At 34.3% G+C, this 17073-nt stretch carries 16 protein-coding genes and 1 tRNA gene; 4 read left to right on the forward strand and 13 right to left on the reverse strand.

The features are described from left to right. Nucleotides 1-195: 195 nt before the first annotated feature. From F7O84_RS12035 to F7O84_RS12050, 4 genes are all read left to right on the forward strand, one after another. Nucleotides 196-1362, forward strand: coding sequence for a CDP-glycerol glycerophosphotransferase family protein (locus F7O84_RS12035; RefSeq protein WP_151145431.1), 1167 nt, complete (start codon nucleotides 196-198; stop codon nucleotides 1360-1362). Between the two features lie 75 nt (nucleotides 1363-1437). Next, a complete protein-coding gene (locus F7O84_RS12040; protein ID WP_151145434.1) occupies nucleotides 1438-2235 on the forward strand; it encodes a GNAT family N-acetyltransferase in 798 nt (265 codons plus the stop codon). 36 nt (nucleotides 2236-2271) lie between these two features. Beyond that, on the forward strand, nucleotides 2272-3342 hold the full coding sequence (locus F7O84_RS12045) for a pyridoxal phosphate-dependent aminotransferase (protein WP_151145438.1): 1071 nt from the start codon (nucleotides 2272-2274) through the stop codon (nucleotides 3340-3342). Nucleotides 3343-3353: 11 nt separating this feature from the next. Then, nucleotides 3354-4067 (forward strand): phosphocholine cytidylyltransferase family protein, encoded by a 714-nt coding sequence (locus F7O84_RS12050; protein ID WP_151145440.1) that lies wholly within the window; start codon nucleotides 3354-3356, stop codon nucleotides 4065-4067. Nucleotides 4068-4122: 55 nt separating this feature from the next. On the opposite strand, the gene F7O84_RS12055 is transcribed toward F7O84_RS12050, so the two are convergent. The 13 genes from F7O84_RS12055 to F7O84_RS12115 all read right to left on the reverse strand — a co-directional run bounded on the left by F7O84_RS12055 (nucleotide 4123) and on the right by F7O84_RS12115 (nucleotide 17032). After that, a complete protein-coding gene (locus tag F7O84_RS12055; protein ID WP_151145443.1) occupies nucleotides 4123-6411 on the reverse strand; it encodes a glycoside hydrolase family 2 protein in 2289 nt (762 codons plus the stop codon). A 58-nt stretch (nucleotides 6412-6469) separates the two neighbouring features. Beyond that, the gene (locus F7O84_RS12060; protein WP_151145446.1) at nucleotides 6470-7747 is read right to left on the reverse strand and encodes a PTS sugar transporter subunit IIC; all 1278 of its coding nucleotides are present in this window, start codon (nucleotides 7745-7747) and stop codon (nucleotides 6470-6472) included. A gap of 24 nt (nucleotides 7748-7771) precedes the next feature. Beyond that, nucleotides 7772-8077 (reverse strand): PTS sugar transporter subunit IIB, encoded by a 306-nt coding sequence (locus F7O84_RS12065; RefSeq protein WP_151145449.1) that lies wholly within the window; start codon nucleotides 8075-8077, stop codon nucleotides 7772-7774. A 17-nt stretch (nucleotides 8078-8094) separates the two neighbouring features. Further along, complete coding sequence (locus F7O84_RS12070; protein WP_151145452.1) at nucleotides 8095-8421, reverse strand: PTS lactose/cellobiose transporter subunit IIA; 327 nt, start codon at nucleotides 8419-8421, stop codon at nucleotides 8095-8097. A 99-nt stretch (nucleotides 8422-8520) separates the two neighbouring features. Then, the gene (locus F7O84_RS12075; protein WP_151145455.1) at nucleotides 8521-10440 is read right to left on the reverse strand and encodes a BglG family transcription antiterminator; all 1920 of its coding nucleotides are present in this window, start codon (nucleotides 10438-10440) and stop codon (nucleotides 8521-8523) included. Between the two features lie 201 nt (nucleotides 10441-10641). Continuing rightward, complete coding sequence (locus tag F7O84_RS12080) at nucleotides 10642-11478, reverse strand: CvfB family protein (protein WP_151145458.1); 837 nt, start codon at nucleotides 11476-11478, stop codon at nucleotides 10642-10644. Nucleotides 11479-11551: 73 nt separating this feature from the next. Beyond that, nucleotides 11552-12256, reverse strand: coding sequence for an acyl-[acyl-carrier-protein] thioesterase (locus F7O84_RS12085; protein WP_151145461.1), 705 nt, complete (start codon nucleotides 12254-12256; stop codon nucleotides 11552-11554). A gap of 64 nt (nucleotides 12257-12320) precedes the next feature. After that, nucleotides 12321-12392, reverse strand: a tRNA-Gln gene (locus tag F7O84_RS12090). A gap of 190 nt (nucleotides 12393-12582) precedes the next feature. Beyond that, complete coding sequence (locus tag F7O84_RS12095; RefSeq protein WP_151145464.1) at nucleotides 12583-13779, reverse strand: pyridoxal phosphate-dependent aminotransferase; 1197 nt, start codon at nucleotides 13777-13779, stop codon at nucleotides 12583-12585. A gap of 65 nt (nucleotides 13780-13844) precedes the next feature. Beyond that, a complete protein-coding gene (locus tag F7O84_RS12100; protein WP_151145466.1) occupies nucleotides 13845-14990 on the reverse strand; it encodes a 1-propanol dehydrogenase PduQ in 1146 nt (381 codons plus the stop codon). Nucleotides 14991-15103: 113 nt separating this feature from the next. Further along, nucleotides 15104-15334 carry a hypothetical protein gene (locus F7O84_RS12105; RefSeq protein WP_151145469.1) on the reverse strand — a complete coding sequence of 77 codons (231 nt, stop codon included), beginning with the start codon at nucleotides 15332-15334 and terminating at the stop codon, nucleotides 15104-15106. Further along, nucleotides 15321-16106, reverse strand: a complete 786-nt coding sequence (locus F7O84_RS12110) for a ParA family protein (RefSeq protein WP_151145472.1) — start codon at nucleotides 16104-16106, stop codon at nucleotides 15321-15323. The genes F7O84_RS12105 and F7O84_RS12110 overlap by 14 nt, the downstream gene beginning before the upstream one ends. Before the next feature lie 47 nt (nucleotides 16107-16153). Then, a complete protein-coding gene (locus tag F7O84_RS12115; protein WP_151145475.1) occupies nucleotides 16154-17032 on the reverse strand; it encodes a GNAT family N-acetyltransferase in 879 nt (292 codons plus the stop codon). Nucleotides 17033-17073 lie beyond the last annotated feature (41 nt).

Consider the following 17073-nt stretch of genomic DNA (forward strand, 5'->3'; position numbering starts at 1 on the left):
ATCATATATTATAGGATGCTTCCATTCATTTTATTGCAAATCATTAGATAAACTTACCTTTATACTTAAGTCTCCCTTTCATTAGCTTTATCCCATTTATCAATAGCGATTTTACTGTTTTTATGATACTATAATAAAGATTGAGATTCTCTTATCATACATGCTCATTTCAAATTATAATCAGGAGAAGATAAAATGAAAAAATTATTATTAACCATATATTTGTACCTTCATAGGAATTTGATCCGTTTTGCATGGAGTTTTTTTACTCTTTTCAAATTGGAACCTACCAAAATTGTTTTTAGTAATTTTAACGGTGGCGGATATGGTGATAATCCCAAATTTATCGCACAAGAAATCATTGATGCAAAACTTCCCTATAAGCTAATTTGGGTATCTGGTGAGCCCTCTAATACGTTTCCACCTGAGATTACACCTGTTCGGCCAAATACACTGTCTTTTGTCTATCATATGGCGACAGCAGGATTTTGGATTGATAATACACGAAAGCTATATTATTTCAAGAAGCGTCCAAATCAATACTACATTCAAACCTGGCATGGTGGTCCTGGTTTAAAAAAGGTGGAAAAGGATTGTGAGTCTGCACTAAGTGAAGAATACAAAGCGTATGCAAAGATTGATTCCAAACACATTGACTTGTTTTTATCCTGCTGCGAGTGGTGCAGTAAGTTATATCATTCCTCCTTTTGGTATCATGGGCCTTTGTTAGAAAAAGGAATCCCCAAAAATGATTTGTATTTTAAGGATCCAAAGCCAATTAAAGAAAAAGTCTTTTCCTATTATAATCTGGATTTAGATAAAAAACTAATTATGTACGCACCTACCTATCGAGACAACCGAAAAACTGATATGTATAACCTAGATTGTGACAAGGTCCTTGCAGCGCTAAAACAACGATTTGGTGCCTCCTTTGCTATTTTGATTCGCCTTCACCCAAATGTTTCTGATCAAGATGATAGGTTCACCTACACAGACCGTATTTTAAACGCTAGTAAATATAAAAATATGCAAGAGCTTTTAGTTGCCTGCGATATGATTATAACCGACTACTCAGGATGTGCCTTTGACTACCCAATTTTGAAAAAACCTGGCTTTTTGTACGCAGAAGACTATGAGGAAATGAAACGAACAAAGGATTATTACTTTTCTTTGGAAGAACTTCCTTTCTCCCTTAGCCAAACCAATGAAGAATTAGTTCAAAACATACTGACGTTTGATAATGACAAATATCAAAAAGACTGCGAACGCTATGTCAAAGAAATAAACTATTTTGATGAAGGACATGCCGCAAAAGCAGTCGTAGATGAAATCACTTGTAAAATAAAAGGGCATATACTATAATTTTTAGTAACGAAGCGGCTTCGGCATCTACTACCGAACTGTTACGGTTTTTACACAACACAAAAGGAGGTCATTATGTACGAATTGGCCAAAGAAAGTAACGTCAAAGAACTATTATCGTTTTTTGAAACAGATTTAAAAAATTGTTTATACAGCTATATTGATTTAAAAAAATACGGAATTCAAAATGAAAATTTACAAATATTTATTTATAAAAACCAAGACAAGTTAACCACAATAGCAACCAAATATTACAACGGTCTTCAACTTTTTCATGACCACCACTACACTTTTCCAATACAAAGCACCATGTCATTAATCGAGAAGTTAAACCCAAGCATCATCTCATCTACGCTAGATGTAATTGAGGCATTAGCACCACTTTATAAAAAAGAATGGGAGGTTGAGAAAGGTTATGTCACTTCCTTATCCCAGACCCTGCAAGAAGATTTTCCTTATTCAATAGAAGAAGCCACACAACATGACTTAAATGAAATCTCTAGGCTCATTTGTATGGATGAAGGACTCGGAGGGCATTACAGCGTACCAGAGCTAGAAGCACAACTAAGCACTCGTATGAAGGAACAATTCGGGCGAAATTATATAATAAGACAACAGGGCACCATCGTTTGCCACGCTGCTACCTACGCAGAAATAGATAACTTAGCCGTCATAAGTGGTGTCATTACTCATCCAAAGTATCGAGGAATGGGCTTTGCTGCTGCTGTGGTATCAAAACTTTGCAAAGACTTATTATTGGAAGGGAAACAACCACACTTATTTTATTATACAAAGGAAGCAGAGCATTTGTATCAAAAGATAGGTTTTCATTTGCCAAGTCAATGGGCAAAATTAGTAAGAAAAGCGTGTTGAAGCACTTCATGCATAAGAAAGAAAAGAGGTATAAAAATGTATTATGTAAATCCAAATATAAAAGATGTGGTTCGAATATTTCCACCGCAAGATCGTTATGGATATTTAAGGTTAGATATGAATGAGAATCCAGAGGGACTCCCACAAGATTTCGTCGACTCTGTGTTAAAAGAATTTACACCTTCTTTTTTGGCCACTTATCCAGAGCCAGACATTTTCATGCAAAAATACGCAGACTTTGTTCATGTAGCACCTGAAAATATATGTCTTACCAATGGATCAGATGCAGCCATTCGATATACGTTTGAAGTATTTGCTGCCCCTGGCAGTAGTGTTGTAACCGTAACACCTAGTTTTGAAATGTATGGTGTCAATTGTAATATGCTTGGACTTGTGCACAAACCAGTGCCATATTCAAAAGACTTTACCATTTCAGTTGCTGATATTATATCTGCCATTGATGAAACAACAGATATTGTTGCTTTATTAAATCCTAACAACCCAATCGGACCAAATTTTACAGAAGCACAGGCAAGACAAGTGATTGATCGTGCAAACGAAGTTGGTGCTATCGTTATCTTTGACGAAGCGTACCATTATTTTTGCAAAGATACATTCCTTTTGCTTATTAATGAATATGATAACGTAATTATTTTCCGTACCTTTTCAAAGCTATTTTCTTTAGCTGCTTGCAGACTTGGAATGGTAATCAGTAATGAAACTATCATAGAATATTTGAGAAAAGCACGCCCATCCTTTGAGGTGAATGCACTTGCCTTAAAATTTGCAGAACGTATATTAGATCATCCTGCAATTTTTGATGAGCTTTTATCTACTTTTGAGGCTGGAAAAAAACATTTAATTGATTCTTTAGAAAAACATGGTTATGAATATTATCCACAAAGCGGTAATTTTATATTTATCAAACCGCATATTGATGCGAACTTACTTGCCACTAATCTTATGAAGGAGAAAATTCTTGTTAAAACCTATGGCAATGATTTATTAAAAAACTACATCCGCATTAATATCGGCGCACCTAAAATTATGGAACAATTTATGCAAGCTCTCATCAAAGCAGATACAAAAGAAGCGAATCAAGAATAAGGGAGGTATCTATGAAAGCATTTTTATTAGCTGCTGGAGTTGGTAGTCGAATCAGTCGTGAAGTGAGTAAACCTAAAAGTTTGCTTGATATTGGAAATGGGACTCCTCTCATTCGACATACCGTTTCCTTACTACAGCAATATGACATTGAAGTCTCTATTATTGTTGGCTACAACAAAGCTCTTTTTTATGAAGCATTAGAGGGAATGAATGTTACGTTCTATGATAACCCTTTTTATCGTGTATCCAATAGTATAGCCTCTCTTTGGTTTGCAAAGGATGCATTGATTAGCGATGATGATTACTTATTTGCAAATGCAGATGTGTTTTTTGAAAAAGATATTTTGGAAAAACTATTACATGCAAAAGAAGATATCACAATGCTTGCCGATTATCGTAAGATTGAAGAGGGTGACTACTTTTTTCACTGTGAAAATGGCTTGGTCACAAAGTATGGTAAAGACCTGGATGTATCAGAGCGTACCTGTGAATATGTAGGGATTGCTAAAGTAGGAAAACGCTACATCAATCATTTTCGTGAAGTTATGATTGCAATGGTTGATCAAGAAGATTACAAAACTTGGTGGGAAACCGTTCTTTATTCTCATTGTGAAGAGTTTCCTATCCATACGCTTGATGTAGCTCCCTACTTTTGGTCAGAAATCGATTATATTGAAGACTATGAAAGAATTGTTGCATACGTAAAAGCAAATAAATCCTATTAATGAAAAAAGTGTAATCAAACAGCTGCCATGCTATTTGGTTACACTTTTTATTGTACTAACTCTTTTTTATTTCATTTAATTCTTTATTTATAATAGTTAAAAGCTCTTTTGGCATTCGAAACCTTGAACGCTTTGACATACTATCAATTGTCATGAGCCCTTTCATAGCTTGTATCTGTGGGTTATCTGCCACATCCTTAAAATATTTAACAAATACCGCTTTTGCTTTTTCATTCTTAAATAATTCTTCAATTGTATCAAAGGTGGAGTAATACCCTTCCTTCAATGTAACTTCTTGTACATTGGTTAAATCAAATTCTTGAAACCAGTTTGTAACATGAGCCTGCTCTACCTTCTTTTCTATCACATAGCTTTTATCTTCTTCTTGTACATAGTTTAAAGTCATTTGATCTGAATACACTTTGTTATCCACATCAAAAGCTTCTACACAGATTTCATTGCTATCTTGTTTTAATTGAACTCCTTTTATTATCTTCATTGGCTCTTTACTGATTACTTCTCCGACTAGCTCTTGATTTACATATAACTTAACATAGTTTAAATTGGAAAGTATTGTAATATCGTTTTCTTTTTTATGGCGATTCACAAAGCGACTTCCAGCCAATTTAACAAACGGTTCTTTGGACCAATAGGCCTTACATAAATAAAATGAATCTTTCTTTAACTTTCTATCAATGGTGATAAGTCCCTTTTGGTTTTTTCCTTTTACGCCACCTTCGTTTCTAATCTCACTGCCAAAGTCAAACATTGCCCAAACATAACCGCCCAGAACAAAATCCCTCTCTTCAAATGTCTTTAAGGCGTTATTATGAAACAGCAATTGATACTCCTCTGTATAATCTTTTACGCAAGGTTCATAAGAGTGATACTTTGGATTGGTATCGACTCCATATTCTGTCACCATAACTGGTATATCTGGTTGTACTTTATGAAAATCATCTAATCGGCTTGCAAGATCCTTTATTTCTTTATAGTACCATCCATAATACAAATTATATCCGACAAAATCCGTTAATCCGTTTAACTCACTTTCATTTGCAACTGAATGAATATTGGCTTGAGCAATATATCTAGAAGAATCTAAGTCTCTTGCCAATGTTACAAGTTCACGTACCATATTATAGATTGTTTCATTTTCTATGGCAATAGTGATTTCATTTTGTACTCCCCAGCAATAAATGGAACAATGATTCATCCCTTGTCTAATTAACTTCTCTAATTGCTCCTTTGCATTTGTATTATTGGAATCTTTTGTAACTGGTACACTAATAAATGGAATCTCTGCCCACACTAAGATTCCTTCCCTGTCACAAAGAGTATAGAAGTAATCATGATGCTGATAATGTGACAACCTAACCGAGTTTGCACCAATTTCTTTTATCAAAGCCATATCTTTCTCCATATGAGCTTTGGTTAATGCATTACCAATGCCTTCATAATCTTGATGTCGGCTAACTCCATTTAACTTGATTGGTACTCCATTTAAAAATACTCCTCGATCGGCTGTAATTTCGATATGTCTGAATCCAATTTCAATTACTTTCTCATCATACACTTCGTTATTATAAACTAATTTAATTTCCAACTGATATAAATATGGATTTTCAATTCCTTGCCAAAGTGTAAGGTCGTTTATTATTTCGGAAAATTCAAATTCTTTTTCTTCCTTCACATCCATATCAAGAGACTTTTCCACAATTTTATTTTGCTGATGATCAAGTAATGCAATCATTACTTTTGCATGTGTTTCTTTCTTTGTCTCACATATTATATTTCCCTTTATCTTTAATTCAAAGGTTTTGTCTTTTATGTGTTTCTGATTTACATAAATACCATCTATACTCTGATCTAGAAGGTCAAAATGTAAGAACTTCGTTTTCATCCAATAGACATCTCGATATAAGCCTCCATAAAATGAAAAATCTGCCATCAGAGGATACACATCATCCATTACTGAATTATCCACCATGATAGTAATTTCATTTTCTCCAGCCATAAGATATGGGTTTAAGAAAACACGATACATTGAAAAACCACACTTACAACTATAGGCTATCTTTTTATTGATATAAACAGTTGAAACCAAGCTAGCTGCACCTATTTCAAGATAATGATATTCCTCTAATTCTTTTTCCGATATTGTTACAACCTTTTGATACAGGGCTTTTCCTTTGTACATACCTTCGCCACTTTGACCGTCAATTGCATTGTAACAATGCGGCAAGGTAACAACACTTACATTTTTTTCTTCTTTCTTGATTTCTTTATAGGACTCTTCACTTTTTGTAAAAAGCCAGTCTTTATTTAAATTAATTTTTTCCATGTATCCTCCTATGAAAATACCACCCGAATATAATAACGGGTGGCACTTATCTATTATATTACTCTTGGTTATTTTCTGCTGATTGTTCTATTTGATAAGCTTCATTATCGGCTTTCTTAAAGAATGGATACCAAACAATGGTACTTAAAGCAACCAAGACTACCTGAAGCGCAGCAATTTTCCAGCTTCCTTCCATTAAACCACTTAAGATAATTGGTGTTCCAGATACTGGTGTAAAGCCTGCAACTCTTGGTATAATTCCAATTGCGGTTAAAGTATACGCAATGATTAAGTTAACACCGTTCATAAATACAAAAGGTACAAAGAATTTAAAATTAAATACCAATGGTGTTCCAAATACTAGTGGTTCACTAATACCAAAAAGGGCAGGTACAGCTGATAATTTGCCAAGTGTTTTATATTGTTTACTTTTTGCTACAAAGAGCATCAAAAGAGCAAATCCAATCGCACTACCAGACATGGTATATGTACTAACAAAAGCTCGTCCTGTGATATTTGGAAGTGCTTCTCCTGCCGCATACGCCGCCATTTGAGCCGCATCCATTGCTGTAAAGATTGGCAAAACAACAGAATAAATAACTAACGTGCCATGAATTCCAAAGAACCAAAGTAATTGAGCAAATGTCCACAATATTACGATTGATACAATGTTTCCACCAACACCTTGAAGCGGAATCTGCAAGAACGTATATACAAACTGATGTATCGTTCCAAAAGAAGTTGCTGCAAATACGGAAGAGACAATGGTAAAGAATATTACCGCTGCAAATCCTGGAATCAAACTACTAAAACTTGATGCCACTACAGGTGGTACACTCTCTGGCATTTTTATCGTTACACCTTTTTGTTTTAAATATATATAAATTCTGGTTGCAACTAAACTTACAATAATGGCTGTAAATATTCCAGTTCCTCCAAGCCATTGAAAAGGAATCAGCTTGACTCCTTCTTCTGTTACATTCATTGGAGTAACAATAAAGAAGCATACAAGAGTTAATAGTCCTGCAAACACTCCATCCTCTTTATGTTGCTTTGCATATCCACCTGCAATCGCTACCGCAAATATAACCGCTAGAAAATTAGTAGAAAATTGTATTATCACTTGCAATGCATTTGCAATTCCAACATTTGTTATAAATTCTTTATAGGGAGCGATTGGTAGATTAAGAAGTAATGCAGAAAATGCACCTAACAAAGTAACTGGCATGGCTCCCATTAAACCGTTTGATATTCCGTTTACTACCTTACTCTTTTGAATTTTATTCACAGTTGGAGTTATTTTTTGAGACAATGCTTTCGCATCAATTGTTGACATAATGAAACCCTCCTCTTTCTTCCTTTAATTTAATAGATTCAATGCATCTTTTAACACTTTTTCTCCATTCATACTTCCATAATCAATCATGTCGATTACAGCTACTTTCATACCTTTTGGTTCGTATTTACTGCGTATTTCATCCTCCATATAAGAAATCTGTGGGCCAATTAGTAATACATCTGTTGCTTCTTCATAAGTTTCAAATTTCGCTTCAGACATTGCTATAATCTTCGCCTCAATCCCTTGTTGTTTTGCACTTTGTTGCATTTTTGACATCAGCATTGATGTAGACATTCCTGCTGCACAAACGAGTGTAATATTTATCATTTTCCTCATCCTTTCTGTTAATCATTTTTTTTGAAAATTATTTTATACATATCAATCATTTCTAATGCTAAATCTTTCGTGGTAATTGCATTCATCAAATGATCTTGACCGTGTACCATCAATAAAGAGATTTCTGCTTTATTTTCTCCTCTTGTTTCTGCTTGTATAATCTCTGTTTGAAATTTATGAGCCTTATTTAACGATTCATTGCATTCTTGTATTCTTTGTTCTGCTGTATTAAAGTCACCTATTTTTGCAGCTCTGATTGCTTGGATAGCTTTGCTTTTTGCATCTCCTCCGTTCACAACCAGCTCTGTAACGATTTCTTCCAAACTAATTCCCATTTTATTGCTCCTTTCTCATTTCTCTTCTCTATCGTAGCACTCTTCTTTTTTTTACTCCAACCAAAAAATCGCCACATTCAATGTGGCAATTCTTGACTATCATACTTCTGCTTGTGTTTTCTTACTCAATAAATTCATTAAAACTTCAAATTCTGGATTTGCGATGAGATATTCCATATCCGAACCATCAAAGAGTAACTTTGTAGTCAATTGATAGAATCGTTCAATATCCGCATCCTCTTCTACCGATATGGCAATCAAAAATACAACCTGCACATCGTTATGCCCCCACCATATTGGTTCTTTTAAGATTCCTACTGTAACAAAACTTTCTTTTGTAATTACTTGATAAGGGTGAGGAATCGCTACTAAATTCCCAAAATCTGTTTGCCCTAATTCCTCTCTCTTCATTACCACATCGTAAAAATTGCTTGGTATGTCATAATAGTTACTTGTGTGTTCACACATAAATCGTATGACTTCTTCTTTTGTATTAGCTTCAATATTTGTTAGAAATAAGGATTTTTTATAATATTTATGCAAAAATTCGTTGCTTCCCATTTCAAATAACTCACTATACGTTGCTATGTCCTTATGCTCTAAAAAAAGATTTACCTCAAATACTGGGATTGGTACCTTACAGTTGATTGGAACCGTTGTAAATACATAGTGAATATCCTTTTCATCAAATGGAAAGGATTCAAGCTCATAAGCAGTGCACTCATATATATTGTTGATATACTTGCCAAATGCCTGCTTATATTTATAAATGAATAATTGCGTGGTTCCCTTTCCCGAAGCACAAACCACTAAGATATTCTTTTTCTCTATCTTTTTATCCTTTTTCTCTAAGGCAAGTGCAAAAAGCATAGCAAAATACCCTATTTCGTCTTCGACAATATTGGTTTTATAATATTCATTGAGAACGGTACAAGCGGTCGCTGCTATCGTATAAGCAAAAGCATATTCTTTTTTTATCTCTTGAATTAACGGGTTTTTTAACGGTATTGCATATTGCATTCGAATATTAAAGGGAACCATATGCTGATTTAGAGACATACGAAGCTCCAAATTATCACGAAAATCAATCTTGAATCCTTTGTATACAGTGTCTATCATACAAAGCACCAACTCATCAATTTCGCCTGAAATTACAACATTCGTACCATATTTTTTAAAAGAATTCGAAGAAAGCTTTGCTCCTAGATGCAATGCCAAATATGCAGTTTCATCTTCACCAAGGACTACTTGCATTCTCTCTTCTAAAAGCACAGAAATATCCTTTGATGCCATCATCGCCTCTTCTCCCACTAATTTTTCAATTTTTTCACGACTGATTTCAATTGAAAAATTACGTCTGATTCTTCCCAACGCAATATAAGTGTGGATGATTAGACTCTCCAAAGAGATTTCTGATATCCGCATTTTATATTTATTTATAACCTCTAGAATGATATCTCCAATCTTTTGTTGCTCTTGCTGCTTTTTATAATCTTTTAACATGATACCGCTTCTCTTTACAAGACTATTAGCAAGACAAATTCTTTTATCAATCTCTTTCCCAATTACTAGAATTCCATAATTTGATTTTCGTTCTAGCAAAAGATGATAGATATTCATAATATATTCTACTTTTTTTAAATCTGCTGTGAGAGTATTTCTCGATATATATAGAAAATCACATAGTTCCTCTAGCTTGATGTAATCATCTCGATTAAGAAGAAAAGCCAGAATATACAATACACGTTCGGAAGAAGTGACTGGTATTTTGTCTTTTTCTTCATATTCAAAATGAAGATACTTAGCAAATTTCGCCTCATCGAGAATTTTTAAGCGATATCCGTTCTTTGGCCTTGATTCTATTGTCGCACCAAAGCCTTTTAGTCTATCACTCAAATCTTTAATTCTATTTCTTGTTGTTTTTTCACTGACATCTAACGTTTTTGCTATCTCCAGAGCAGTATGAAATTCGCGGTCCATAAATTCTTCTAATAGAATTTCTAATTGATTACCTAACATATGTCTACTCCTTCCTTTATCTAATTTGTCCAAAATAACCATTAGTATTAGTGTATCATTATGTCTTTTATACTTCCACACAAATAAATGCTACAATGAATATGGTAGTTATTGAGTTTTTAAAACTTTCGCTTAATTCCCTCACATACAAAAAGAGTGTAAACATTATTACACTCTCAGCCTTAAACTTCATATCAAACATTAATTGATTTTTATTATACTATTTTCTTTTATTTCTATTCTTCCCTCTTTAAGCAAACGACCAACCGCTCTCTTAAATGCATTTTTACTAAGATTAAATTCAGATTTAATGATTTCTGGTGAAACCTTATCGTTAAAAGGCAATGCTCCACCACGTTTTTCAATTTCCTCCATGATAAGCAATGCATCGGCATCCATTTGCAAGTACGCTTTTTCTCTTACACTTAAATCAAGCTTTCCATCTTCTTTTACGTTAATAACTCTAGCTTGTATGGTATCGCCTATCTTTAAGTTTCCGTAGGATTCCTTTTTGCTAATCAAAGCCGAGTATTTATTGTCTACTGCTACAAATAGTCCAAATTCCTGACTTTCTTCATATATGGTACCCGTAACTCTATCGTCCTTTTTATAAGGTGAGTTAAGCTCCAAATATTCATATACATTCATAGTTGCACAAAGTCTTTGGCTCTTATCGATGTATAGCGCCACTAGACAATGATCTCCTTGTTTCACACGACTTGTCTGTTCCTTAAATGGTAAAAGTAAATCCTTTTCTAGTCCCCAATCGAGAAAAGCACCTATTTTACCAACTTCCAATACTTCTAATACAGCCACTTTACCAAGCATTAACTTTGGTTCTTTGACCGTTGCAATCCATCTGTCATTTGAATCTTTATAAACAAATACTTCTATGGTATCGTATAATTTTGTTCCTTCTGGCACCTGTTTTTTAGGAAGGAGGATACGCTCTTCACTCTCTTTTGTTTCTCCTAAATACACTCCAAAATCTACTTCTTTTACTACGATTAACTGTTGTTTGTTTCCTAATTTAAACATAATACTATCTATGGTAATTAATTGATTACCACATACTCCTTTCCGCTACGACATTTATGAGTCCTTCATGTATTTATAACATGAATTCTATGACTGCATACACATTATCTTCTTGGTCACACAGCTCTATGACATATCTATTTTCTTCTATTGAAAGTTTTGAAACAATGACGTCTTGATACAATGCAGACTTCTTATATTCTGCCCTCATTTGCTTCACACAAGCACTCTCAGGTAAATATTCCTCAGCCATTTCAATATATTTTCCATTATTCACATGATTATTCGTATCCAAATGGCTTTTTCTTACCACAAACTGATCGATTACTTTTGAATCATTTGGAATCTTTATCTTCCGTGGAAGATAGATCATATCATATGGTTCTTCTAACTCATATCCCGCACTATCTTCCGTTGTTATCTTGGTTGGATGTCCTGTTTGTGTGTCTACCAAAGCCCACAGCGTATTAGCAACCGCAACCACTTCTTCTTTTTCATCGTAAATAATAAAATTCCTTGCACCATAAAGACCTTTAAAAGAATGTGCCCATGTTCCAATCCTTATATTCTCCCCCAGTTCTAATTGACGCTTTATATCAATTTGCCATGACGTCAAAAGCCAGCCCCGTTTACGTTGCAAAAGTTTAGAAATACCTTGCCCAATGCTCTCTGACTGGAATGTACTACAATCTTGAAAATAGTTTACAATTGAACTGATCGTTGTTTTACCATCTATACCAATTTCGCTATATCTTACTTTAGTACAAAAGCTAAACATATAACCCCTCCATCTGTTCCAATTATGTAAAAAACCCTGTAAGCAATACTTACAGGGGTATTAACTGGGCTACAAGGATTCGAACCTTGAGATGCTGGAGTCAGAGTCCAGTGCCTTACCGTTTGGCGATAGCCCAATATTTAAATAAATCACTTTGCTGTTTCGTCAACAAAATGTATTATATACGATAAAGGATATTATTTCAAGTATTTTTTTGTATTTTTTTAAAATAATGTAACAGTTCAGTCACAGCAACCTTGCCGTCCTTGTTGCGTTTATCATCCATACTGAACTGTTACAAATAACGTATATAAATAAAATTTTAGTTAGCTTCTAATACCATATTCTTCCTTTACAAATAATTCAAGTGCCTCTAAACTTCGCATAACTTTCTTCGTATCAATACAATACGCCATACGAAAATATCCAGCTACACCAAAGCTATCACTTGGTACTAGTATTAAATTATACTTTCTTGCTTTGATACAAAAAGCTTTTGCATCTTCTTCCAAAGCTTTAGGGAAAATATAAAAGGTACCACCTGGCCTAACCACTTCAAATCCAAGTTGTACTAATTTATCATAAATTAAGTTCATATTCGTCTCATACACCGTTAAGTTACTCGTCTTATTCAATACCTGTGCCACTGCCAATTGAACGCTTGAGGCTGGGCAGTTATGTCCGATTCCCCTGCTGATCTGTCCACACATAACACTTATGATATCCGCATCTGTCGCTTTTGGATTCACTGCGATATAGCCGATTCGTTCACCTGGAAGACTAAGACTTTTGGAAAAAGAATAACAGGATAATGAATTATTGTAATATCTACTTGGATATGGCACACTTTGCTTATCAAAAATTATTTCTCTATAGGGTTCATCACTGATTAAAAAGATATCATGTCCATATTCCTTTTGTTTCTTGTATAGAATGCTTGCAAGCTTTTGTATTGTTTCAGTCGAATAAACTGCCCCTGATGGATTATTTGGTGTATTAATTAAAACTGCCTGAACTTTTTCATTCATCACTTCCAAAAACGCCTCAAAATTAATTTGAAAATCATCTTGATTGGCTGGCACTACTTTTAGTATAGCACCTGTTTTTCCGACATATTCTTGATACTCTGGAAAATAGGGGGCAAATGTAATAACTTCATCACCTGGAGCTGTAACACAACGAATCGCATGTGCTAATGCACCTGCTGCACCACTTGTCATAAAAATATGCTTCGTATCATAATCTATATCAAATCTTTCCCTTAGACTTTTGGCTACTTTTAAACGTACCTGCGTAATTCCAAGTGATGGACTATATCCATGTAGATTAGCAGGACTTTCTTGTTCTAATAATTCCATCATAACTTTGGTATAGTCATCATGAACGGGAACACTTGGATTACCAAGACTATAATCAAAGACATTATCATAGCCTATCTCTTTTCCAAGCTCCGCTGCAAACTCTGACTGTTCCCGAATGATTGACTTGCCTTTCAGCATTTCTTTATACGTTTGGTTAATCATTGTATCAACTCCTTTTTATTTTCCACTCTAAAAAACACCATCATTATAACATGATGGTGTGAGAACTACCATAAGTTTCGGTAGATTTCTTTTACTTGAGACTTTGTTGGTACGCGTGGATTTGTGGCTGTGCAAGCATCTGCTAATGCAGCATCTGCTAACGCATCTATCTTAGACATATATTCACTTTCCGTAACTTTTCCTGTTTGGGAAACTGAAATCGGAATATTCATTTCTTTTAGCATAAACTGAATCCAGTTTACGAGCGCTCGAACTGTTGTGATTTCATTAAAATTATTCAAGCCTAATAATTTTGCAATGTTACAGTATTTGCGAACCGCAGGCAAATACTCTTCTTTACTCTTGCTATGTATATTAATATCACTATTAAACTCTATGATATGTGGCAATAGCATTGCATTGGCTCTACCATGAGGAATATGAAAATTAGCGCCTAATGGATGTGCCATTCCGTGATTCAAGCCTAGATATGCAGAGTTAAACGCAAGTCCAGCAAGGCATGAAGCTACATGTATCTTTTTTCTTGCATGCATGTCATTACCGTCTAGATAAGCTCTTAATAGCCATACTCCGCAGATTTCAATTGCTTTTTCTGCCAGTGCCGCAGAAAACTCATTGTTATTAATACTAACATAAGCTTCTATTGCATGCGTTAAAACATCCATTCCTGTATCTGCTGTTACAGCGGGCGGAACACTTCGAACCAACTGTGCATCTAAAATCGCTTCGGATGGAATAAGTTCATCTGATACCAGAGGATATTTTACTTGATTTTGTGGATCTGATATTACTGCAAAGGAAGTCACTTCTGAGCCCGTTCCGCTTGTTGTTGGAATTGCAATCAAAGGAATATCTTCCATACGTTCAATATCCATAGCAAACTTCTTAATTGACTTAGCAGAATCAATGGCAGAACCACCACCAACTGCAACTACTGCTTCTGGCTTGTATTCAATTAACGCCTTAACACCCAATACAATTTTTTCAATTGGAGGATCTGGTACAACATCACTAAACACTTCAAATAAAGATTTTCCCTCTTCCAATCGATACGTAATCAACTTTAACATCCCACTTTGTACTACAAATGGGTCTGTTATAACCATAACTTTTTTATATGGAAGCTGTGCAAGACGATCCAATGCATTATCACCAAAATATATTTTCGTCTTTATATCAAATGACTTCATATGCCTGCTACACCCTTTCCGAACATCTTTGTTATTTATTTGTCATTATTATACTACATTTTTTTCCATACTGCAATATAAATACAAACAAAACAACAAAATACCACATTTTATTATAACAAATATGTCGGTAAATCGCTTTTTATATTAGATACCACCTGATTATACATCTTTGTTTCTTTTTTATTTGCTTGTTTTTTTGGCTTTTTAGTAGTCATTTTCTCTTCCGTTTGACTTGTTGTTGGTTTTTCTTTTGTTTGAGTTGTTTTAGAGACTGTGTTGGAGTCCTTTGTTATATTATTAGCATTTGCTGCTCTCATAATACTTTCTTTACCGATTGCCACGTTCTTCTACCTCCTTTGCTAACGCCATATATTCTTTTGCACTTCTACTGTTTTTCTTATATGCAATTACTGTTTTACTGTTATCTTGTGCCCATTCAATAGAGCTATCAATTCTAATATAGGATTCAAACAGATACACATCATCTACTTCTGATAAAGTCTGTATTGTCTGCTTAAAATAGTTCTTTCGCTCATCTACTTTTGTAATTGCGACTCCCATTAATGATAAGTCTGGAGTAATTTGTTTTACCTCATTGATAAATTCGAACATATTTGCAAGACCAAATAATCCCCAAGGACTTGCTTCCACTGGTACAATGACCTGATCACTGGCACATAAAATATTCATAACCCATCCTCCAAGAGTAGGTGGTGCATCAATTAAAATATAGTCATACTCGCCAGATTCTCTTATTTTATGCAAACATTTTTTTAATATAAATTCTCTTTGCCACTTCGTAAATAGTTCATATTCTATGGAACTCATAAGCGTTGATGATGGGATCAAATCCAGATTTTCAAATTCTGTATGGATAATATAATCCGACAAATCTTTCTGATTTTTAATTGCATAGTATAGATTCTTATCACTTTTTGCTAATTCTAATACCTGGTCTTCCAAAAAAAACGATAATGATAAATTAAGTTGCATATCACCGTCAATCAACAGAACTTTTTTACCAAGCAAGGTTAAGCCATAACCAACATTAGAACATGTCGTCGACTTACCACTTCCGCCTTTATTGTTTGCAAAGCAAATTACCTTTGTCATCGCGGTTCTTCCTCCTGTACCCTTTTCCTAGTATTCATTATATCTTTTCATTCTTCATATGTCCACCTATACCAAGACAACTTTTCATTTGCTATTTCTACTTCCTGTCGATAAACAAAACCAAGCTTTTTTACTAATTGGATAGAAGCAACATTATCTGGGTGGATAAAACAATTCACAAACAAACACTCTAATTTCTCAACCGCAAACTTAAGAATTTCTTGACATGCCTCAAATGCAAGACCTTTTCTTTGATATGCTACCCCTATCATATATCCTAGTTCAATTTGTATTTCTCCGTCGACTTCCCGATTGCTTAGCCCCGCACGTCCAACTAATTTTCCCGTTCTCTTATCAAGAATAGACCAGAGTCCATATCCATAAAAGCCATACATATTTTTTATATACGCTTTTGTAAATTCAATCTCTTCCTCTTTTTCGTATAACGGCTCTAAAAATCTGGTCATAGATGCATCTTCATATAAAGCATAAAGTTCATCTAAGTCCTGCAATTTCATTTCACGAATCAAAAGGCGATTCGTGGTTGCTATCACAATCGGTATCTGATAAAACCTTTGATAAACTTCCAAAACAAATCTGTAGTTTACTTCCATAAAACCTTCCACCAACATATTTGCCCTAAACAAATCCTGCTTGTTAACCCTTGAATTCTCATACGCAATGCATGGAATCTGCAAATGAAAGCATTCTTTTACCATGCTTTCGTTATCGGTAACAACAATACATTCTTCTTTCTTCGTGTGAAGTTGCCTACACTCGTTTTCCAAATTCTTGTCTATAGAAAATAAATTTATGGAATTTCTTTTTAAATCATTTAATAAACCTTCAAATCCTTCCAGCCAATGATACGTTTGCTGATTTTTCAATTCTATTTGATGAAGATTAAAAAATACCGTTTTTAGCATATTAATACCTCAAATTTTTGTGCTTTGCCATTCCCATGTGA

Source organism: Candidatus Galacturonatibacter soehngenii, assembly GCF_008830185.1.
Classification (GTDB): domain Bacteria; phylum Bacillota; class Clostridia; order Lachnospirales; family Lachnospiraceae; genus Lachnotalea; species Lachnotalea soehngenii.